Source organism: Enterococcus florum (assembly GCF_004309355.1).
Classification (GTDB): domain Bacteria; phylum Bacillota; class Bacilli; order Lactobacillales; family Enterococcaceae; genus Enterococcus_A; species Enterococcus_A florum.
The window spans coordinates 19058-40350 of sequence record NZ_BJCC01000027.1 but is presented as its reverse complement, the minus strand read 5'-3'; the positions used below and the strand labels follow the sequence as shown (position 1 = coordinate 40350).

The window sequence follows — 21293 nt, the reverse complement described above, 5'->3', positions numbered from 1 at the left end:
GAATTATGAGCGTACCTGAATTACAAGAAGAATATCAATTTGGCTTCCATGATGACGTTAAACCCGTCTTTACGACAGGAGAAGGCTTGTCAGAAGAAGTCATTCGCGAAATCTCCCGTGTCAAGGGAGAACCCGAATGGATGTTGAACTTCCGTTTGAAGTCGTTAGAAACATTCTACAAATTAGAAATGCCCGATTATGGACCAGATCTATCCGATTTGGATTTCAATAAGATCAATTACTATATTAAGTCCAGCAATAAACCAGCTCGTGATTGGGATGATGTCCCAGAAGAAATCAAAACGACCTTTGAACGTTTAGGAATCCCTGAAGCAGAGCGAGCTTATTTGGCAGGGGCTTCCGCTCAGTATGAATCAGAGGTTGTGTACCATAATATGAAGGATGAGTTCGAAAAATTGGGCATCGTTTTTACCGATACGGATTCAGCCTTGAAAGAATACCCAGAATTATTCAAAGAATATTTTGGAACCTTGGTACCACCATCAGATAATAAATTGGCCGCATTGAACTCTGCTGCCTGGTCAGGCGGAACGTTTATTTACGTACCAAAGGGCGTTCAAACGGATATCCCGATTCAATCATACTTCCGAATCAATGCAGCCAACACGGGACAATTTGAGCGGACATTGATTATCGTTGACGAAGGTGCCAGCATCAATTATGTGGAAGGCTGTACAGCACCGACTTACTCTTCTGACAGCTTGCATGCTGCCGTAGTAGAGGTCTTTGTCAAAAAAGACGGGTATTGTCGTTATACAACGATTCAAAACTGGTCAAACAATGTATACAGTTTAGAAACCAAACGTGGACAAGCGCAAGAAAATGCCACGATGGAGTGGGTAGACGGGAACTTGGGTTCCAAGGTTACAATGAAGTACCCAAGTGTTTACATGAATGGAAAAGGTGCTCGCGGAACGATGCTGTCTATCGCAGTCGCTGGCAAAAACATCGTATTGGACAATGGGGCCCGTATGATCCATAATGCGCCAAACACGTCGAGTTCGATCGTTTCTAAATCGATTGCTAAAGATGGCGGAGCGGTAGACTATCGCGGAACGGTTCGTTTTACTCGTGATAGCGAAGGATCATTCAGCCATATAGAGTGCGATACGATTATCATGGATGATATTTCTCGTTCAGATACGATTCCATACAACGAAATCATGAACGGCAATGTTTCTCTGGAGCATGAAGCGAAAGTTTCCAAAATCTCTGAGGAGCAATTGTATTACTTGATGAGTCGTGGCATTTCCGAACAGGAAGCGACAGAAATGATCGTTATGGGATTTGTTGAACCATTTACGAAAGAGCTGCCGATGGAATATGCCGTTGAATTGAATCGCTTGATTCAGTTTGAGATGGAAGGTTCTGTAGGATAATTGATTTTAAAGGTCTGAGAATGTTGATATACCAGCATTCTCAGATCTTTCTTTTTTTACATTTTACGCTGTGACCCGAACCTTTAACATCCTAGCTGTTGAGAAAATTTCTCGTCAGTATCTTCAATCATTTTTGTGTGATACCCACGTTTATTAGTCATGAATATTATGAACGAACGATATTTGGGATTTTAGGTATCTACATAACCTTTCTAAAAATGATCAAAAATTAATTGAAAAAAGTTGGCTGAACAATCGAGAAAATGGAATGAACAGAGTGATGAAACAAATCTTAACATTAGAACTTTCAATACAACAAAAATGAATAGTGGATGATTATCTTATTTTCTGAACTATTAAAATACATATGAAAATTTCAAACAGTAAAGTATTCATCTAAAATCTTTGTGAATAGCTCTAATTCTGGACTCATCCATCGATTAGAATTCAGAGCATAGATAGCAGTAAAGTTTGTTTCAGATAGATCCGTTTCAAGTTCAATCAACTTTCTATTTGCCAACTCTTCTTCTACCGTAAATCTTGGAAGAAAGGCGATACCTAAATTGCTCTCCACACTTCGTTTGATAGATTCAATGCTCCAAAGCTCCATTTCTGTTTCTAATATGATCTTCTTTTCCTTGAGATATTGATTAAAGATTTTTAAATACAGTGCATTCGTATCATTTTGGATATGACAAATCGCCTTCTTTTGATTAGCCTTAGTAAAATCCCTCTCTGCGTCATCTAGCAAAGGTGAAGAGATGAGGGTAAGTGGATACGAAGCGATTTCTTTCGTGCGAATATTTGGTGAGTATTTTTTGACATCATAGTGGATAGCAAGATCAATCGTTCCGTTCATCATTTCATCGTAAATCTTATAGCAATTCATTACTTGCAGCGATAAGTGAACGAAAGGGGCTTTTTCTTTGAATGCTTTGAGTATCGGCTGCATTTTATAGGTAATCAATGATTCTGGTAAAGCAATTTTTAAAGAGCCATGCAAATCAGTTTTAGAGTGGTTATAAGAAGCAAGCTTCTCAGAAGAGTCGAGTACCTGTGTAATTAACGGAAAGACTTCTTTCCCTGCTTGTGACAAGACCATTCGTTTTCCTTTTTTTTCAAATAATTGTATGTCAAGTTCTCGTTCGATTTGTTGAACTTGAAACGTGATCGTTGATTGGGCGTAATTCAGTGCGTGAGCTGTTTTTTGATAACTGCCTGTTTCAACGATTTTTTTGATCGTGTATAAGTTTTTTAGTTCCATAATCTTCTCCAGTTCAATTTAATTGAATCAAGCAAACGAATAATTCGATTTGATTCAATATTTATCTCAAGTTATACTAACATGTAAGTTTATTGATCGCAATCGTTCGATCATCGACTTGATTTGAAAGAAAGTAGGTGTTGGTTATGTTTGATACAAAAATAAGTATTGTTTTACGTGAAGATTTGGAAATGTGGCAAAAACTAAATGTGACTGCTTTTTTAATGAGTGGAATCGCAGGAACGCAAGACATTATTGGTGAGGTATATAGAGACAAAGACGGAAATGAGTATTTACCAATGTCAAAACAACCCATCATGATTTACTCTTCTAATGGAGAAAAGATGCTTCAATTATTAAATAAAAGTCGGAGTAAGCAAGTGGTTAGTACGATATATACGGAAGAATTGTTTACGACTTACAACGATGAAGACAATCGGGCAGTCATAGCGGATATTCATGAAGGCGATTTGAATCTAGTTGGTGTCGCCCTTAGAGGAAAGAAAACACATGTTGATAAGCTATTCAAAGGATTTGAATTGCATAAATAGGCTAGGGGGAAACAGATATGATCATCAGACAGTATCATGAAAAATTTAAGCAAGCCTTCGTTGATCTAAATATCGCGTGGATAGAAAAATATTTTTCTTTGGAAGATGAGGATAGAGAAATAATCGAACATGTCGATGCTTATTTGGAAAAAGGTGCGATGATCTACTTCGCGATTGAGGATGACAATGTGCTAGCAACGTGTATGATCATACCAACTGATGAAGAGACATGGGAAGTGGCAAAACTTGCGACGGACGAAAAGTATCAAGGAAATGGTGCTGGAAGTGCTGTATTCAAGGCGTGTATTGATTACGCTAGAGAGAAACAAGCTAAAAAAATTACATTGGTTTCCAACAAGAAGTTAAAACCGGCCATTCATTTATATGAAAAATTTGGATTTAAAGAAGTATTTGTTGATCGTATAGAATATGACCGATGTGACTATCAGGCTGAATTAATATTTAGATAATTTTTTCGATGAGAGAACGCTCAAAAAAATCATAGCAAATAAAACTCTACTTTTGATAGGTGAAAAAGATTTATTTCGCATATCAAAAGTAGAGTTCAACTGAGCAGATGCGAGGTTAATTATAAATGATTAAGGATCAGACTATTATCGCTCATGTCCGATTAAATTCATTGATCCTCTTTCCTATGTGCCCCAATTTTTTTACACCGAAACTTACATCGGTATTATTTATTTCCTGTGATTTTTATTGATATACTTCTATCTGAACTACTTCCAATAGTCGTCGAAATGACAGTAAATTTCCAATACTGACACCTGGAACTCTAAGTGGAAGGCAGTGTGGGTTAGAATTAAAATGAAACTCTCAGGACGTTATACAAGCGTTCTGAGAGTTTTTTGTGTGGAAGACCATAAGATTACTATATCAAGAAAGCTGTTTCATTTTTGAAAGTGGATTGGTAAAATTAGATTATATTCTTTATACTTTCAAATGCACAAAAGAAATCAATTATACAAATACTTTCGAAATAATTAGGATGAGTAAATTCAAATTTGTATTCTCAAATTAAGCAGTAACGTTTTTTGATTATCCAAGAGATTTTCTTTGCGAAGTAGTAATTGAGTAAAAAAGAAAGAAGTGAAACAGTTAAGTAGGAAAAGAAATGTTCAACTACTTAAGGGATTTTTCTTATTCTAAAATCTTTTCAAACCTTATCGTAAGTTCTACGACGGTATGTAGTAATCTAAGAAAAATAAAGAATGGGCATCCTCTTAAATAAATCGAAATATTTTGCTCAAAGTTTTCAAATAAATAAAATTCAATCGTTAAATCATTTTTTACGAAAGTATAAAAAACATTCAAAAAATGCAAAATGGGGGGTATATATGGCAGAAAAGGTAAAAAATAATGATCCAGTAAATATTGGTCTGGATATCGGAATCTCTTCTGTAGGATGGTCAATAGTAAATAACAAAAATGGTAAAATTCTAGAATCTGGAGTCTCTATTTTCTCAAGCGGGACAGCATCTAAGAATGAAGAAAGACGAAGTTTTCGTCAATCGCGGCGACTTCTGAGAAGAAGGAAAAATCGAATAAAGGATTTGAAAAATCTGTTATCTAACTATAAGCTTCCTAATAAAAGTGAATGTCATGATACCACACCTTATCATTTAAGAGTAAAGGGATTACATGAGAAACTAACAAAGAAGGAAATTTCGGCGGCATTGTTGCATCTAGTCAAGCGTCGAGGCATAAGTTATGATTTGGGAGACCTTGAAGGAGAGGGTGAAAATAGCAGTGTGTATAAAGAAAGTATTGCTATTAACCAAGTCCTGTTAAATAAGATGACACCGGCAGAAATTCAACTCGAACGATTGGAAAAGTACGGAAAAATACGAGGGCAAATTACGGATCTAGACGAAGACAATTCAGAAGTGCTAATGAATGTTTTTCCTAACGCAGCCTATTTGAAAGAGGCCGAATGCTTGTTGAACAAACAGGCAGAATTCCATAAAGAAACTTCTTCAGAGTTCATTGATCAGGTATTAAAAATCATCGCTCGAAAACGAGACTATTTTATTGGTCCGGGTTCGGAAAAATCGAGAACGGATTATGGAATTTATCGAACGGATGGTACAAATCTAAATAATTTATTTGAAATACTTATTGGGAAAGATAAAATTTTCCCTGATGAGTTTAGAGCTGCAGGGAATTCCTATACAGCACAGCTTTACAATCTACTCAATGACCTAAACAATTTAAAAATAGCAACGCTAGAAGATGGAAAACTTTCTACTGAACAAAAAGAGCAAATTATCACTGAAGTTACAATCGCTGACAGAAAACCAAACATGATAAAATTAATTGGAAAAATTACGAATGCGCAGCCTTGCGACATTTCTGGCTACCGAATCGATCGAAAGGATAACCCAGAATTTCATTCGATGCAGGTTTATCGAACAGTTAGAAATAAATTTTTGGAGTTAGGTATTGAGATCAATGAGTGGCCAACTACGTTTTTAGATGAGATCGGAAGAATTATTACCTTAAACACTGAGAATGGAGAAATTCGACGTGAGCTTAATAGACTTAATAAAAAGTACACTTTTTTGACAAATGATCTAATTGAACATTTGTTGAATTTAAAAGTCTTTTTTAAAATTGAGAGCAATAAAAAATGGCATCGGTTTTCCTTGAAGACAATGAAGCTGTTGATTCCAGAGCTCTTGAATACTTCGAAAGAGCAAATGACCATCCTCAATGATTTGGGGTTGCTTCACGAGAATAAAACCAATTATCAGAATACCAAAAAAATTAATGTGAATAAATTGACTGAGAACATTTTCAATCCTGTTGTTAAAAAGTCAGTCAAGCAATCGATGGATATCTTTAATGAGTTGATAAAAAAATATACTAACATAGACTATTTAGTAATTGAAATGCCCCGTGATGATGCAGAAGATGAAGTTGAGCAAAAGAAGCAAATGCAAAAGTTCCAAAAAGACAATGAGAAAGAGAAAGAGAAAGCACTTCAAGAATTTCAGGAGTTAGCCGATGTGAGTGATTCACAACTAAAAAATCAATTGTACAAGCGGAAAAAATTACGTATGAAAATTCGAATGTGGTATCAGCAACACGGTAAATGTCTCTATTCTGGAAAAACAATCAGTGCAGAAGAACTGTTTTGGAATGATCACTTATTTGACATAGATCATATTATTCCAGCTTCAATTTCCTACGATGATGGACAAAATAATAAAGTTCTTTGTTACAGCGAAATGAATCGAGCAAAGGGCCAGCAAACACCATACGGATTTATGCAGTCTGGGAAGGGTCAAGGATTTGAGTCCATGCGAGCAATGTTAAAATCTAATTCCCGTATATCACCAGCAAAAAAACGCAACCTCGAGTTTGTCAAAGATATTAACGATATAGAAGTTAGAAAAAGATTTATTGCCCGAAATTTGGTTGATACCCGATATGCCTCAAGAATAGTTTTAAATGAGCTGCAGCAATTTGTTCACAGTAAAAATCTAGGAACAAAGGTTACAGTTGTTCGAGGAAAACTTACTAGCAAATTGCGTGATATTTGGCGGTTAAATAAATCGCGTGAAACTCATCATCACCATGCTGTCGATGCAACAATTGTTGCTGTTACACCAATGTTAAAACTCTGGAAACGAAATGCTGAAATTATTCCTATGAAAGTCAATGAAAATACTATTGATTTAAAAACAGGGGAGATTTTGGACGAGGAGATATACAAAGAGGAAATGTATCAGTTGCCTTATGCTCACTTTATTGAAAATGTTTCACTTATGCATGACAAAATCAAATTTCATCATCAGGTAGATAAAAAAATGAATCGAAAAGTCAGTGATGCAACGATTTATACCACACGTTTAGCGATGATTGGAAAAGACAAACAACCTCAAGATTACGTTTTAGGAAAAATAAAAAATATTTATGGAATCGAAGACTACAAAAAGTTCAAATCAATTTATGACAAAGACAAAACAAAATTCCTGATGCAACAATTGGATCCTAAAACATTTGAAAAGCTAGAAAAAATAATGATCGATTATCCAGATACTATCGAAGTACCCCAAGACAACGGCAAAGTAAAAGTGGTTCCAGTAAGTCCCTTTGAATATTACCGTAAAGAACATGGCCCTGTAACAAAGTATGCTAGGAAAAATAATGGACCAGCGATCAAATCTTTGAAATACTATGATAGCAAATTGGGATCAAAGATCGAGATTACTCCAAAAAATGCTAAAAATAAAAAGGTAGTTCTACAATCACTGAAACCTTGGAGAACAGATGTTTACTATAACGATAAAACAGAAGAATATGAGATCATGGGAATCAAATATTCCGATCTTAAATATGAAAATGGAAAATATGGAATAGTGAATGAAGATTATCAGAGAATTAAGATGGAAGAAGGAGTGGGAGAAGAGTCTGAATTTTTAATGTCTTTGTATCGAGGAGATCGGATAAAAATTATTGATACAAAGAGTGATGAATATGTTGAGCTTTTATTTGGATCTAGAACGATGCCAAACGTAAATGGATATGTTGAATTGAAACCAATTGATAGGTCAAAATTTGATTCAAAAGAAATTGTAGGATTCTATGGGCAAGTAACGCCCAATGGACAATTTGTAAAGAAATTTACACGAAAGGGTTATAAAGTTTTAAAAACAAATACAGATATATTGGGAAATCCACATTACATCAGTAAAGAAGGAAAGTATCCTAAGAATATTGTTGACACTGCTTTTGTTGATTGATAATATTAAAGTACGAAGGACGCTTCGTACCGTTACTGATTTTTTGAGAATCTACAAAAATAAGGCTTCATGCCGAATTTCCCACTCAACTTGTTGAGTGGGTTTTTAATTTTTAGGTTAACTTAAAAGAATCTTTGAAAAACAAGCATATTTAAAGCTTTATAGAAGTGGGGGAATTATATGACATGGCGCATTGTGCACATTAAGGAAAGTGAACGGCTACAATTAAAATTAGATAATCTAGAAATACTCAAGCGAGGAGAGAAATATTTAATTCCTTTATCGGATATTAGTATGGTGGTTATAGAGGGGAATACTTCAATCACAACAAATATCTTATCACAATTTACCAAATACAATATCGTTTTAGTTGTTTGTGACAATAAATATCTACCGACTGGATTATTGTTGAATTACGGAAATTATCATCACTGTGCTAAACGGGTAATTGAGCAAGTTCATTGGTTAGAGGAGAAAAAAAGGCTCCTATGGAAAGACATTGTAGGGCAAAAAATATTGAACCAAATTGAATTTGCAAAATACAAAGGTATAAACGAAGAACGTCTTTCAATAATGATAGAACTTTACAATCAACTTCAACCTGGAGATTACAGTAATCGAGAGGGGCATGTGGCTAAAGTGTATTTTAATTCTCTTTATGGAGTTGATTTCTCAAGGGATAATGACTGTATGGTAAATGGGGCTATGAATTATGGGTACGCAATTCTTCGTGCAGCAATGGCTAGAATCGTTGTCGGTCAAGGATTAATGACAATGCTAGGTATTTTTCACAAAAATGAGTATAACTCCTTCAATTTAGTAGACGATTTAATGGAACCGTTTCGTCCAATCATGGATTATTGGATTGATCAAAATATCTTATCCGAATATGAGTTTTTGACCTACGAGGCTCGGCTGACAATCATTGATTTTCTTAATCAACCAATGATCTATTTATCAAAAAAGAGCAGTGTGGATCAAGTTATGCAAAAATATGTTAGCAGTTTTTTGAAAGCGATTTCTGGAGAGCGCAACAAAGCGCATCCTGTTTCATTGATGGATTTTATGGGGGCAGAAAGATGAGGTACCAGAAAATGAGGATTTTATGTATGTTTGATTTGCCAATGGAGACTAAAAAGGAACAGCGTGCATACCGAATGTTTCGAAAGGAATTATTGGCAAATGGATTTGTTATGTTGCAATATTCGATTTATTATCGAATTGTTCCAAATCGTTCAGCAGGAAGGAAATACGAGAATATTTTGAAGAGGATGATTCCTCGGATAGGCGAAGTGAGACTTCTGTATGTTAGCGAGAAGCAATTTGAAGATATGCAACTCTTAGTTGGTACGAAAGGACATCAAGAACAAGTCATCGGTAATCAAAAGTTGGTGGTGATTTAGTGGAGATAGCAATTGAATATGAATATGGAAAATATCTTGAATTTGAGGGAGAAAATCTAACCTATATTTTTGGTGCAAATCATGAGATTAAATGGAAACTATACCGAGGACTAAAGCGATTTTGTACAGGTAAAAATCTATCAGAATTGGAAGAGAATGTTTATGGTGATGATGGTATCGTCATAAAATGCGACGAAAGGCATATGAAGGCAAAAGATTTACCTATGTATTTTCTTGATTGCCGAGAAAGTTTTTTGGAACAATATCGCTATACAAAAGGAAGTATGATGCAAAAATTTATCGATTCACTAGAAAATGATTTTCAATTGACGAAGCACTTGGAAATGTTGAATGATGATTTTTTAAAGATGGAAATAGGTATGCAAAATAACTTTGCAAGTACACTGACTCATGTATACCCAGTTATCAAATCAATAACATACAAAGAAATGGTAAAACATTTTCTGGAGCTTAGTTTCAGTGAAAGAGATATAGTCTTTCCAATCGATATGATGGATATCACTATGCTGATAGATGATTATTGCACTTTATTAAGGACTGAAATTGAAAAAACACAGAAAAAAACTTGGTTATGGATTAATAATCCCAATGCATTTATCTCTAAAAGGGTTTTCTCGCTTTTTCTAAAGAAGTTGAAAAAAATTTCGGAAGACACTAACCTGCTTCATGTGTTCATCATGAGTGATGATTATTTAGATCTTCATTACCAAGCAGAAGACATTTCTAATACGATTTTAGTCTACGAAACGTATCAGCAATTACCACATTTCCATGTTTTGGCTGATTCTATAGGTAATTATTATCCAAACGATTTTTCCTATTCTTCAGAAAATTTAATTACATCATTGTATCGAATTTTCCCATACATTGGATGGGATTCTTCATCAGGAGAAGTGTACTTAAAGAGTAAAGATATGATATTATTAAAAGTGGTTGCTCAACTTTTACCTTGTCATATGAAGATAAAATGTACGGATTTAGGTGAAAAATTGACATCTCTAGAATTAAAATTTTTGTTGAGCTAACTTAAAATACGAAAATTTCAATATGGAGACGTCCGTTTGAGGTTTTTGTACTCTCAAGAAATCAGTAACGGTAAAACCCAATGAGAGTCAATAGCAACAGTAGAATTGTTTTTGTACTCTCAAGAAATCAGTAACGGTAAAACTATAGTACCTTTCGGCTAAAAGTACCCTGTGTTTTTGTACTCTCAAGAAATCAGTAACGGTAAAACAGGGTTTACTTCTTGGTGGATTCCAGAAGTGTTTTTGTACTCTCAAGAAATCAGTAACGGTAAAACTGTCCTTTTCATTCCATCACCTGCCTGCCAGTTTTTGTACTCTCAAGAAATCAGTAACGGTAAAACCAATTGTTTTATACTACTAATTTACCACCTGTTTTTGTACTCTCAAGAAATCAGTAACGGTAAAACTGATTGAACCTATAATATTAAAAATCGCACGTTTTTGTACTCTCAAGAAATCAGTAACGGTAAAACATAGATGGCAGGTGCCAAGCTATGCAACAGGTTTTTGTACTCTCAAGAAATCAGTAACGGTAAAACCGTTGCAAATTTTATCGGCGCTGGGGTGGAGTTTTTGTACTCTCAAGAAATCAGTAACGGTAAAACCAAAGAAGCATTGTCCACATTCTTTACCATGTTTTTGTACTCTCAAGAAATCAGTAACGGTAAAACATAACCCATTCGAAAGGATTTGATCATCATGTTTTTGTACTCTCAAGAAATCAGTAACGGTAAAACCTGCTTTTTCAAGAGTGATGATTTGACCTTGTTTTTGTACTCTCAAGAAATCAGTAACGGTAAAACGCTGTCGCTTATTGACCTATTGCCGGTTCTGTTTTTGTACTCTCAAGAAATCAGTAACGGTAAAACTGTTAATCATGTTTTGACTCAAGTTGAGTCGTTTTTGTACTCTCAAGAAATCAGTAACGGTAAAACTGTTAATCATGTTTTGACTCAAGTTGAGTCGTTTTTGTACTCTCAAGAAATCAGTAACGGTAAAACTCCATTGCTGGCTTCCGCATAAGCTATTAAGTTTTTGTACTCTCAAGAAATCAGTAACGTTGAAATTCTGAATCATTTGCATTTATTGACTATAATATTTTATACTCTTGAAAACTTTTTTAGATCATAAAGTCAAGTCTTTGTGATGTCTAGCTGACAAAATTACCGCACAATAAACTGACTTTTTGCATTTTTCTAAATTAAAATTTTGACTTAGTACAGTCATATTTTCTAAAGTTTACGAGCATACCTCAATATTAAAAGTAAACAAAAAAGCAGAGAATTAAAAATCTACACAAATTTTTTACACCGGATTTTCAGAAAACCGATTTGCTTTCAATACGGTTTTACTAAAGTGGAGATATCAAAAACGGAGAAAAACACAATGAAAAATTTCGCAGGTTAGCAGTTGGACTAGTATGTGCAACAACATTAAGTGACATTTTGACAAGCTATAGCTCGGAAGAAAATACGAATCAGGCAGCAGTTTTCTCTCATCGGTCACTTTTTTGTTCTTTACGATAAGTGTTTTCTAGGCTTGCGATCCGTTGTTCGATGACGACCGCATTTTCTTTGGCTTTAGCTAAAGAGGTCAGCAGCCGATCACAGACTGCAATAATGTCTTCATCTGGATGGGGTGTATCCAACACTTTTTCGATGGAGGCATTTTTTTGCTGCTCCAGAGTCAGTAACAACCGCAAAATGGCTTCTAAAGAATAATTCGCGGAACGCAGTGTCCGAATCACCTTGAGCCGCCGCAGATCCTCGCTCGTATAAATACGATACCCATTCACAGAACGTTTTATCTGCAGCAGACCGTTGAGTTCCCAGTTGCGCAAAGCATCCACGGTGACACCCAAAGATTCGGCGGCCTGACTGCGGGTGAGTGACAAGGTTTGTGCAGCTGTATCCCCTGATAATAAGTCTTCGACAATCGCAATGGCTTCATAGGCCCGCGCGACCTCCAAATCAGCTAGCGCCTGATAGTGCTGAATGCCCTCTTTGGCACCTGCAAAATCGTAAGTGGCTAGCTTTTTGATCATTTCAGCCATCTCTCTTCTCAATCCAGATTGCAGCACCTCGATTTGAAAAGCAATCCGTGCCAGCTGGATCAATTCAACATGATAATCGGTAAAAAGGCGATACCCATTCGCAGCTCGTTCTGGTTTAGGGATCAATGCCCACTCCTCATATTTTCGGATCGTGTTGGGATGAAGGCTGACCATTTTGGCCACCTCTGATGTGTAATACGGCATATTCTTACTCCTTTAATAAGCTATCTTTCACTTTAGCAAATTTTTTTCTGTACTGCTACCCTACATTACCCACCTCTTTTTTCGCTAAATGGAATCTTCAATCACGGATTGGAGGGAAAGAGATGAACGAAAAAACACGACTATCATTGTCCATCGTCATGAAAAATTTGGTGAAACGATTTGATACAAAAACGTCGCAGGAAAAACCACAACGACCGCTGTCCGCTTTTGAAATAGGAATAAATGCTGCCGGAAATGTAAGAGGCTGTGACGTAACGGTCATAGTCTCTTAAAAACGCAAAATCGGTATGACTGAAGCAGCTCTTACGGAAATAGACGCTTTTATCACAGTCTTTTTACGTGCATCAATCATCTTTCAGATAACGCCATAAGGTCGTTCGGCTGATCCCTAATTGCTCAGCCGTTTTTGTCTGATTGCCGTTGTTTTGCTCTAACACATTCAAAATAATTTGCTTGCTGTAATCAAACAGCGTAGGCTGCTCTGCCGTATGCTGCAAAGTCATCGGTGTTTGATTGATAGTTGAAAAAGATTGAATCATTCGTTCTTTTTTCAGCAATTCACTGACTTGATGTTCCGTAATATAGTGAGTCGCGGCATGGATGACCAATTCTTTGATGGCCGCTTGCAGCTGATTCAAATTTCCTGGCCAATCAAACGCTAGAAAGTCTTTGATGGCAGTTGGATCAAATCCCATGATTTCTTTGTTGCATTCGATGTTCATTTTGTTCAACAGCAAGGTGGTGATCACACTTAGCTCGTTTTTACGCTCTTTAAGTGAGGGGGCATAAATACTCGCACAATTTAATTCTGTTAGTAATCGGTCGTAAATCAGCTTGTCGGCAGCATGATTTGTATCGTACGTAAAAATCACGTGATTTCTTTGCAGCAGCCGGGTGTTTTTGATTATAGTAATCAGCCGGTCGATGTCCTGTAATGAAAGCTGTTCAACGTGCTCAAATAAAATCGTGTTGTTAATGTCTACCAAAGGGCCGTTGCCGGGATTGACTAAAAACTTCCATAATTTGTCATTGATCAGCTTGGAGTCGATTGAAATCAAATAATTTGTGTGCGTTTTTTGCACCAAATAGGCCTGATAGGCAATGCTGGATTTGGCTGTTCCCGTTTCGCCAAAGACAATCATTGCTTGGTAATACTGTGCCAGTTTCTGCAGCTCTTGTTTAGTAGATGCTTGAATAAATTTTGAAAATAACAGCTTTGTAGTAAACGCCTCTTCTACCTCCGCCTTTTTTTGATAAAGAACGCCTAGGCGGCTGCCGACGATTGGGGGTGTGGAAGCATTGATGGTGCAGTTGAAATAGTGTCGTTCATCGACTATCAAGCGATTGAGCTCAATACTGTAAGCTTTCCCCCGAATCGTCGTATAGTAATGGCTTTCCTCTTCCGTCCTCTTTTTTGTCTGTAAAAAGGAGAGGATAGCTTGTTCCAAAGGGGAAGAAAGTGTTGAAAACTGAATCTGAAAATGCTCGTCAAGGATCAACCGATCTGGTCTTTGATGACTCATGCTTTGTGCCAAAACATGGTACTCATGCTTCGCCTGCTTCAAATATTTTGCGATCGTCAGCGCCTCTTGAAAGGCATGTTTGATACTTTCAAATCCTGAAGTGATCAAAATAGTATTCAGTGACCGAGTCAACGCTAAACGGTTCGTGATGGCATCACAAAGAATCATTTCGTAGTGCTCCTCAGCAAGAGCGTCCAGTGTCTTGCCTGCATCGACCGTATCCGTCAACGTAATGATTTTGATCTTATAACCTAAAATGTCACAAAGTAGATGAGCCATCTCGGTGATGCTGGAATAGCCAACAACCGCAAAGTTATCCGTATAGTTCTCAGCCAATCGAATAGCGCCCAGGATGTCATAAATGGAGATCGAGACGTCGATCACGGGAATTGCGACAACTTCACGGATCAGATCTGCTGTTCCTCCTCGAGAGATGATCACATCGTATCCCTGATTGAAATGTTCGATCGCCAATCGCTGTCCTTCCTCAAGATCGGCAGTATAGATATCTGTCTGAATATCCGCAAATTGTTCGCTGACAACATGCATGGAATGATTTAATTCCTCATAAGGAGCAATACCTAATACACTAATTTTTTTGACCATGTAACCCCTCCGTGTGTTTCATATAGTAACAATAGTAATACGATAATGGTGATAAATACAGGTAAATTTCAAAAACGTTTCATAATTAAACGTTTTTTTGTCTTTTTTCCTATCTTAGCACGTTCAAAGAGCATAAAATGAAACCATGAAATCCAAGGTGGTGAACGAATGTTAAAATTATTAGTCATTGCAGATGACTTTACAGGAGCTCTTGATACGGGGGTTCAATTTTCCAATCAAGGAATCCATACATTGGTTTCAACAGAAACGGATTTGACTCAGGTTGAGTTAGAGGAAACGGTGGAAGTGTTGGTTATCAACACAGAAAGCCGGTATGTAAGCTTTGAGGAAGCATACGAGCAAATGGTTAGAATTATTGTAAGCGCTCAACGCGAGAAGATCCCTTACATTTACAAAAAGGTCGATTCGGCTTTGCGAGGCAATATCAGTGCGGAGGTCAAAGCAGTTTTAGATGCGAGCCAAGCAAAGAGCATTCCTTTTTTGCCGGCCTATCCTGAAATGAAACGTGTCCTGATTGACGGGGATCTTTATATTGATCAACAGCTGGTTGCGGAAAGTGTTTTTGCCGAGGACCCCTTTGAACCCGTGACTGAGAGCAATCTGATTCGTCGATTGGAACAAGAGGCGGGAATTAAAGCCAAACTAGTAAAAGGGTCCGAACTTCCGCATAATAAACAAGGTGTCTTAGTGTTCGATGCGCAAACGGATCGTGATTTAGAGAATCAGCTGACAGCATTGCACGATGAGAATCTGCTATCAGTGACGATCGGTTGTGCAGGGTTTGCCAAAATGGTAGCCAAGCAGCTTTTTCCAAGAACTGCAGTTGGCAACTATACATTAAAGAAACCGCTAGTCGTCGTTTGCGGGAGCGTCAACCCTATCACCAAAAAGCAGATCGAACATGCAGATAAAAAGGCATATCCCAGAATTTCACTGACACCGCAGCAGCTGCTGCAGCCGGGTTATTGGGCTAAGCCAGAGGGAAAACAGGAAATCCAGCGTTATTTGAAGCTGATGCAGGGACATTCTTTATTGGTCTTTGAAACCTTGAGCGAGCAGACGATGTCAGGCATTAAAACTTACAGCGTTGAACAAAGCCTGCCAGTCTCTGATTATCGGTTTCGTATCGGGAAATCTCTAGGAGAGCTTACCCAGGCGTTATGGACCAGTCACTCGGAGAACACTTTTCTTTTTACCGGTGGAGATACTTTGTTTCAATCGATGCAGGTATTAGGGGTCAAGACTATACGCCCACTGGCTGAACTGAATGCCGGGATCGTGTTATCCACTATCGAATGGAACCAAAAAGCACGGCAAGTCATTACGAAATCAGGCGGGTTTGGAAATGAAGAATTGTTTGAAGAAATCAGTCGTCTGAACGAAACCATAGGAGGAGAAATATGCTGACCGAATATCAGTTAAGAATGCCAAAACACATCATCGCGGGAGAACATGCACTTGAAAAATTAGCAGAAATTATCAATAGCGATGTGAAAAAGATCGTTTTGTTTACAGACAAAGGAATTTTAGCAACTGGCTTAGTAGACTTGCCAAAAACGATCATTGAAAAAGCCGGAATCGACTACACGATTATTTCCGACATCCCAGCAGAACCAAGCTATCACGAAGCACAGTCGATGGTAGATCTATTTAAAAAGGAGCAAGCCGACTTTATCATTGCTATCGGCGGCGGCAGCGTCATGGATGTCGCCAAGCTGTCTTCCATTTTGGCAACAGACGAGTATCAGGTAAAAGATTTGCTGGAAAATCCTTTGTTGGCGAAGAAGCAGGTCAACAGCCTGATGATCCCAACGACGGCCGGGACTGGTGCTGAAGCGACACCAAACAGTATCGTTGGAGTCCCAGAAAAAGATTTAAAAATCGGAATTGTTAATCCAGAGATGATCGCAGACTATGTGATCCTGGACAGTCGAATGATCAAAAATCTGCCTAAGCCGATTGCTGCTGCGACTGGTGTGGATGCACTGTGTCACGCAATCGAGTGTTTTACGTCAACAAAAGCCAATCCGATCAGCAACACCTTTGCGCTGGAAGCACTGGATTTGATCATGAACAACATCATTGAAGCTTGCACCGATCCGCAGGCATTGAAGGCGAAAAGTGACATGCTGCTAGGCTCCTTTTATGCTGGTGTAGCAATCACTGCATCAGGAACCACTGCTGTTCACGCCTTATCCTATCCATTAGGCGGGAAATACCACATTGCTCATGGCGTATCCAATGCGATGCTTTTGACACCCGTTATGAAATTCAACGAACCAGCGATCAAAGAGTTATTAGCCGCCGCATATGATCGGGTAATTAAGGGAGGCAACCAAAGCTTGTCTATTGCCGAAAAATCTGCGCATATGATCAATCAACTGGAAAAAATCGTCACGGTATTGGAGATCCCGACTAGCCTGAAGACCTTTAATGTACCCTCAGAGGACTTAGATGGTTTGGTCGCCGCAGGCATGGAGGTCACCCGTCTATTAGTCAACAATAAACGAGAGGTCACGCCAGAGGATGCTAAAAAGATCTATTTAGAAATTTTATAAAAATACAATGGGGAATCAATCGTTCCTCTTCAATAAGACACACCAAAAAGGAGCAAGTAAATGGTAAAAATCAATGGCATCATCAGTCCGATTCTGACACCGATGAAAGAAGACGAAAGCGTCAATTATGAGGAACTGCGGGTTCAGATCAATCGGATCCTCGCTGGCGGAGTCCATGGGATCTTTGTTTTCGGTACGAATGGCGAAGGGTATATTCTTTCGGAAGAAGAAAAAGTTGAAATCATGAAAGTGGCGGTTGACGAAGTCAATGGACGTGTTCCCGTGTATGCTTCAACGGGTCTGATTGGTACGGCGGATACGATTCGCTTGTCAAAAAAAGCCCAAGAGATCGGTGTCGATGTTTTATCGATCATTACCCCTTCTTTTGCGGCTGCTTCCCAAGAGGAACTCTACACTCATTTTAAAACCGTGGCTGAGAGTGTCGATATGCCAATCGTTTTATACAATATTCCGGCACGGACCGGCAATTCATTGGCACCGGCAACAGTCGGCAGATTAAGCAAAATCAGCAACATCGTCGGCGTCAAAGACAGCAGCGGCAATTTTGACAATATCCTGCAATACATCGAACAAACACGGGATCGCGAGGATTTCGCTGTCCTGTCTGGCAATGATTCATTGATCTTATGGACGCTGTTTGCAGGTGGACAGGGCGGAATCGCTGGATGTTCGAATATCTATCCTTATGTGATGGCGCAAATCTATGAACAATATCAACAAGGAAATACACAAGAAGCGCGCAGTTATCAAGATTCGATCCGCTCTTTCCGAGATTGTTTCAAATATGGCAATCCAAATACGATCGTGAAGCATACCGTTGGCTTATTGGGCTACCCTGTGGGCAACTGTCGCGCACCTTTTAATCAGGTATCGGATCAGGCAACAGAAGCATTGAAAAAGGTCATCGCACAAAATCAGGAAAAGGGCATGAAGTAGTTTTTGAAAAGCAAAGCAGCGACAAAAGGCTTTCGCAAAAGGAGAGGTAAGACAATGAAAAAAATCATCGGTATCACCATGGGGGATCCTGCAGGAATTGGACCGGAGATTTCGATCAAAGCGTTTAACAAACCGGCATTGTATGAAAGAAGTCGTCCCGTCTTGGTTGGAGACAAAAGTGTACTGACCTATTACTTAGACCAGCATCCCGAACTGGATCTTGACATTCATGTTGTCGAAAAACCAAGTGAGGGCAAGTTTACATTCGGCACCATTGATTTGATCGACTTAGGGGTAGTGCAGCTTGCTGAACTGCCGATCGGGGAAGTTTCGCAGATCGGCGGGAATGCCGCCTTTCAATATGTAAAAAAGGTGATTGAGTTGGCGATGGAAAAAGAGATCGATGCCACTGTCACAAATCCATTGAACAAAGAAGCGATGAATGCAGCAGGACATCATTATGCAGGACACACTGAGATCTACGCGGATCTAACGGGAACTGAGAAGTATACGATGATGTTGGCAGATGGCAATCTTCGGGTGGTGCATGTCTCGACGCATGTTTCGTTAAGAGAGGCTTGCGACCGGGCGACCAAAGCGCGTGTGTTGGATGTTATTCGGATCGCAGATAAAGCATGCAAGAATCTAGGGATCAAGGAGCCGCGGATTGCTGTTGCAGGGTTGAATCCTCACTGTGGTGAGAATGGCTTGTTCGGCCAAGAGGAGATTCATGAGATCAATCCAGCCGTGGAGGCCGCGCAAGCGGAAGGGATTCAGGCTTTCGGCAGTTTGCCGGCGGATACTGTTTTTTCTAAGGCAAATGGCGGAATGTACGATATCGTTGTTGCGATGTATCATGACCAGGGACACATTCCGTTAAAGCTGCTGGGATTTGTTTATGACCAAGCTACTCAATCATGGGAAGCAGTCAAAGGAGTCAATATCACACTGAACCTGCCAATCATTCGAACATCCGTGGACCACGGGACAGCCTTTGATCAAGCAGGCAAATGGACGGCTAGCGAGCTAAGTCTAGAGAATGCCATCGATTATGCCATTCGCTTAGCTGAAAATTCATAAGCACCAAAAGGAGATAGTATGATTATTGATACATTTGACCGGCTGGAGCAGTATGAAAAACTGCTCCCCAAATTACCCAACGCACTTGCAGCAATGGCGCAGATCGAAGAGCCTCTGCTTGGCCAACGCTATTTATTTGATGGCGGGTTTCTCTTCTTCCAGGAAGGGGAAACTAAACCCAGCCAGACAGCACAGTTTGAGGCACATCGGAAATACGTAGACGTACAACTGGTGTTGTCCGGTAATGAATATCTGGCGTGGAGTAAGCTTGAGGATCTAACAGAGAGCACGGCTTATGACCAGGAAAAGGATGTTCAAAAATTCTCAGGTGCCGAGCAGCACGTGTTGAAAATGACAAAAGGATCGGCTTATATCTGTTTTCCATGGGATGGACACAAAGCCGTTTTCCATATTGAACGACCGCTAAATTTTCGCAAAGCAGTCATCAAGCTGGATTTTGACGGCAATTGAAAAGGGAATCAGGCGACTGATTCTTTAAAGTAAACTGTATCCGCTAACATATGGTCAAATTTTTCAATTTTGAAAAATCAATATAAACAATAGGAGGATGTTAACATGGCAACAAAATTACCAAGTGTCAGACAATCAGAACCGAATGGTATCGTGTACCGAGATGAATTTATGAATGTGGATTTTGCGTTGATCCCAACTGGCGGGAACAATACTGCCCATGCTCCCGCATTGATCGAAACAAACGATGGAGGTCTATTATGCGCCTGGTTTGCCGGCAGTTTTGAAGGCAGCGGCGATATTTCGGTCGTCGTATCAAAACTGGATCCAGACAAACAAGTGTGGTCGGTACCAGAGACCGTTTCAAAGGGTGTCGACCGCAGTGAACAAAATCCTGCTTTTTTCCGGGCGCCAGACGGACAGATCTGGTTGATCTATACTTCTCAGGTCAGCCGTCAAGAAGGAAAAGACAACATGCAGTTCACTTCGATCATTATGGTCCAAAAATCAGAGGACGAAGGACAAACCTGGCAAGAGCCTGAGGTTTTGTTTGCAAACGAGGGAACCTTCTCAAGACAAGCGATCCAAATTTTGAGCAATGGACGTTGGCTGTTCAGCACTTGGCTATGCGAAGATTCACCAGAAGGATTAACCAATGATCCGACAGAATTCCAACTTTCTGACGATGAAGGACAAACCTGGAAGGCTGTTCGCATGCCTGAAAGCAATGGTCGAGTGCATGCTAATGTGATTGAGGTAGAAGAGGGCCACTTGGTAGCCTTTATGCGCAGCCGATTTGCAGATCATGTCTACACCAGCGAATCTCATGATTATGGGGATTCTTGGACAGTTCCTGAAGCAAATGTCCTGCCGAATAATAATGCGAGTGTCAGTGCGATCAAGCTGCAGTCTGGAGAGATTGCTTTGGCTTACAATGTGAATGCGGCTAACAATGCTGAATTTGGCAAGGTTGCTTGGCCGGGTCTGCGAAATCCTGTCGCGGTTTCTGTTTCTGAAGATTTCGGAAAAACGTGGCCGTTGGGCAGAGTATTTGAACCAGCAGAAGGATACATTGGTTTGGAAAATAAATCAAACAATTCACAGCATGAATATCCGACGCTTTATCAAGATAGTAAAGGCATGCTGCATTTGGTTTATGCGTATAAAAATCGACTATGTGTCAAATATGTTCGTTTTACTGTCGAAGAATTGTTTGGAGAAAAACGTGAAGCAGAAAGCTTGTACAATCCGACTTCCGGTGAGGGTGTCGATTAACCAAACAGACTGATTCGAAAAGAAAATTAAAGTTGTTCTTGGAGGGGTTGTTTCTGCTATTTATACGAAATTGGAAAATGAACGCAACGATTCA

The 21293-nt window shown here is 39.0% G+C and carries 17 protein-coding genes and 1 CRISPR repeat array; of the genes, 14 read left to right on the top strand and 3 right to left on the bottom strand.

All coding sequences use genetic code 11. The features are described 5' to 3' along the window. The first annotated feature begins 5 nt into the window (after positions 1-5). Positions 6-1400, top strand: coding sequence for a Fe-S cluster assembly protein SufB (sufB, locus tag NRIC_RS14875; protein WP_146623499.1), 1395 nt, complete (start codon positions 6-8; stop codon positions 1398-1400). Between the two features lie 376 nt (positions 1401-1776). On the opposite strand, the gene NRIC_RS14870 is transcribed toward sufB, so the two are convergent. After that, on the bottom strand, positions 1777-2664 hold the full coding sequence (locus NRIC_RS14870; RefSeq protein WP_146623498.1) for a LysR family transcriptional regulator: 888 nt from the start codon (positions 2662-2664) through the stop codon (positions 1777-1779). 146 nt (positions 2665-2810) lie between these two features. On the opposite strand from NRIC_RS14870, the gene NRIC_RS14865 reads away from it, so the two are divergent. From NRIC_RS14865 to csn2-St, 6 genes are all read left to right on the top strand, one after another. Continuing rightward, positions 2811-3215, top strand: coding sequence for a DUF2000 domain-containing protein (locus tag NRIC_RS14865; RefSeq protein WP_146623497.1), 405 nt, complete (start codon positions 2811-2813; stop codon positions 3213-3215). A 17-nt stretch (positions 3216-3232) separates the two neighbouring features. Continuing rightward, positions 3233-3685 (top strand): GNAT family N-acetyltransferase, encoded by a 453-nt coding sequence (locus NRIC_RS14860; RefSeq protein WP_146623496.1) that lies wholly within the window; start codon positions 3233-3235, stop codon positions 3683-3685. A gap of 885 nt (positions 3686-4570) precedes the next feature. Next, positions 4571-7981 carry a type II CRISPR RNA-guided endonuclease Cas9 gene (gene cas9 / locus NRIC_RS14855; protein ID WP_146623495.1) on the top strand — a complete coding sequence of 1137 codons (3411 nt, stop codon included), beginning with the start codon at positions 4571-4573 and terminating at the stop codon, positions 7979-7981. 180 nt (positions 7982-8161) lie between these two features. After that, positions 8162-9064 carry a type II CRISPR-associated endonuclease Cas1 gene (gene cas1 / locus NRIC_RS14850; RefSeq protein ID WP_146623494.1) on the top strand — a complete coding sequence of 301 codons (903 nt, stop codon included), beginning with the start codon at positions 8162-8164 and terminating at the stop codon, positions 9062-9064. 11 nt (positions 9065-9075) lie between these two features. Next, entirely contained in the window at positions 9076-9384 is a 309-nt protein-coding gene (gene cas2, locus NRIC_RS14845; protein WP_146623552.1) for a CRISPR-associated endonuclease Cas2, read from the top strand. Next, positions 9384-10430 (top strand): CRISPR-associated protein Csn2-St, encoded by a 1047-nt coding sequence (csn2-St, locus tag NRIC_RS14840; RefSeq protein ID WP_146623493.1) that lies wholly within the window; start codon positions 9384-9386, stop codon positions 10428-10430. Before cas2 ends, csn2-St begins: the two co-directional genes overlap by 1 nt. A 41-nt stretch (positions 10431-10471) precedes the next feature. Beyond that, a CRISPR array of direct repeats spans positions 10472-11497; the repeat unit is 36 nt; unit sequence GTTTTTGTACTCTCAAGAAATCAGTAACGGTAAAAC. Positions 11498-11925: 428 nt separating this feature from the next. On the opposite strand, the gene NRIC_RS14835 is transcribed toward csn2-St, so the two are convergent. Then, entirely contained in the window at positions 11926-12687 is a 762-nt protein-coding gene (locus NRIC_RS14835; RefSeq protein WP_146623492.1) for a MerR family transcriptional regulator, read from the bottom strand. Between the two features lie 122 nt (positions 12688-12809). On the opposite strand from NRIC_RS14835, the gene NRIC_RS19340 reads away from it, so the two are divergent. After that, a complete protein-coding gene (locus tag NRIC_RS19340) occupies positions 12810-12980 on the top strand; it encodes a hypothetical protein (RefSeq protein ID WP_175580118.1) in 171 nt (56 codons plus the stop codon). A gap of 72 nt (positions 12981-13052) precedes the next feature. Here the strand turns inward: NRIC_RS19340 and NRIC_RS14830 are convergent, their stop codons facing one another. After that, positions 13053-14837, bottom strand: coding sequence for a sigma-54-dependent Fis family transcriptional regulator (locus tag NRIC_RS14830; protein ID WP_146623491.1), 1785 nt, complete (start codon positions 14835-14837; stop codon positions 13053-13055). Between the two features lie 168 nt (positions 14838-15005). Here NRIC_RS14830 and NRIC_RS14825 point away from each other — a divergent pair, with 168 nt between their 5' ends. The 6 genes from NRIC_RS14825 (at position 15006) to NRIC_RS14800 (ending at position 21199) form a co-directional block, all read left to right on the top strand. Continuing rightward, entirely contained in the window at positions 15006-16265 is a 1260-nt protein-coding gene (locus NRIC_RS14825; protein ID WP_146623490.1) for a four-carbon acid sugar kinase family protein, read from the top strand. Beyond that, positions 16259-17416, top strand: a complete 1158-nt coding sequence (locus NRIC_RS14820) for an iron-containing alcohol dehydrogenase (RefSeq protein WP_146623489.1) — start codon at positions 16259-16261, stop codon at positions 17414-17416. Before NRIC_RS14825 ends, NRIC_RS14820 begins: the two co-directional genes overlap by 7 nt. 60 nt (positions 17417-17476) lie before the next feature. Continuing rightward, complete coding sequence (gene dapA, locus NRIC_RS14815; RefSeq protein WP_146623488.1) at positions 17477-18373, top strand: 4-hydroxy-tetrahydrodipicolinate synthase; 897 nt, start codon at positions 17477-17479, stop codon at positions 18371-18373. Between the two features lie 54 nt (positions 18374-18427). Next, on the top strand, positions 18428-19453 hold the full coding sequence (gene pdxA / locus NRIC_RS14810) for a 4-hydroxythreonine-4-phosphate dehydrogenase PdxA (RefSeq protein WP_146623487.1): 1026 nt from the start codon (positions 18428-18430) through the stop codon (positions 19451-19453). An 18-nt stretch (positions 19454-19471) separates the two neighbouring features. After that, the gene (locus NRIC_RS14805) at positions 19472-19924 is read left to right on the top strand and encodes a NanQ anomerase/TabA/YiaL family protein (RefSeq protein WP_146623486.1); all 453 of its coding nucleotides are present in this window, start codon (positions 19472-19474) and stop codon (positions 19922-19924) included. Positions 19925-20029: 105 nt separating this feature from the next. Next, positions 20030-21199 (top strand): sialidase family protein, encoded by a 1170-nt coding sequence (locus NRIC_RS14800; RefSeq protein ID WP_146623485.1) that lies wholly within the window; start codon positions 20030-20032, stop codon positions 21197-21199. The last annotated feature ends 94 nt before the right edge of the window (positions 21200-21293 follow it).

What these genes read in the sequence shown, in the direction of transcription:
- NRIC_RS14805 (WP_146623486.1), top strand. Translation starts at nt 19,472, where the DNA reads ATGATTATTGATACATTTGACCGGCTGGAGCAGTATGAAAAACTGCTC.
- cas2 (WP_146623552.1), top strand. Translation starts at nt 9,076, where the DNA reads ATGAGGATTTTATGTATGTTTGATTTGCCAATGGAGACTAAAAAGGAA.
- dapA (WP_146623488.1), top strand. Translation starts at nt 17,477, where the DNA reads ATGGTAAAAATCAATGGCATCATCAGTCCGATTCTGACACCGATGAAA.
- pdxA (WP_146623487.1), top strand. Translation starts at nt 18,428, where the DNA reads ATGAAAAAAATCATCGGTATCACCATGGGGGATCCTGCAGGAATTGGA.
- NRIC_RS14835 (WP_146623492.1), bottom strand. Translation starts at nt 12,687, where the DNA reads ATGCCGTATTACACATCAGAGGTGGCCAAAATGGTCAGCCTTCATCCC.
- NRIC_RS14825 (WP_146623490.1), top strand. Translation starts at nt 15,006, where the DNA reads ATGTTAAAATTATTAGTCATTGCAGATGACTTTACAGGAGCTCTTGAT.
- NRIC_RS14830 (WP_146623491.1), bottom strand. Translation starts at nt 14,837, where the DNA reads ATGGTCAAAAAAATTAGTGTATTAGGTATTGCTCCTTATGAGGAATTA.
- NRIC_RS19340 (WP_175580118.1), top strand. Translation starts at nt 12,810, where the DNA reads ATGAACGAAAAAACACGACTATCATTGTCCATCGTCATGAAAAATTTG.
- NRIC_RS14800 (WP_146623485.1), top strand. Translation starts at nt 20,030, where the DNA reads ATGGCAACAAAATTACCAAGTGTCAGACAATCAGAACCGAATGGTATC.
- cas9 (WP_146623495.1), top strand. Translation starts at nt 4,571, where the DNA reads ATGGCAGAAAAGGTAAAAAATAATGATCCAGTAAATATTGGTCTGGAT.
- NRIC_RS14820 (WP_146623489.1), top strand. Translation starts at nt 16,259, where the DNA reads ATGCTGACCGAATATCAGTTAAGAATGCCAAAACACATCATCGCGGGA.
- cas1 (WP_146623494.1), top strand. Translation starts at nt 8,162, where the DNA reads ATGACATGGCGCATTGTGCACATTAAGGAAAGTGAACGGCTACAATTA.
- NRIC_RS14860 (WP_146623496.1), top strand. Translation starts at nt 3,233, where the DNA reads ATGATCATCAGACAGTATCATGAAAAATTTAAGCAAGCCTTCGTTGAT.
- NRIC_RS14870 (WP_146623498.1), bottom strand. Translation starts at nt 2,664, where the DNA reads ATGGAACTAAAAAACTTATACACGATCAAAAAAATCGTTGAAACAGGC.
- NRIC_RS14865 (WP_146623497.1), top strand. Translation starts at nt 2,811, where the DNA reads ATGTTTGATACAAAAATAAGTATTGTTTTACGTGAAGATTTGGAAATG.
- sufB (WP_146623499.1), top strand. Translation starts at nt 6, where the DNA reads ATGAGCGTACCTGAATTACAAGAAGAATATCAATTTGGCTTCCATGAT.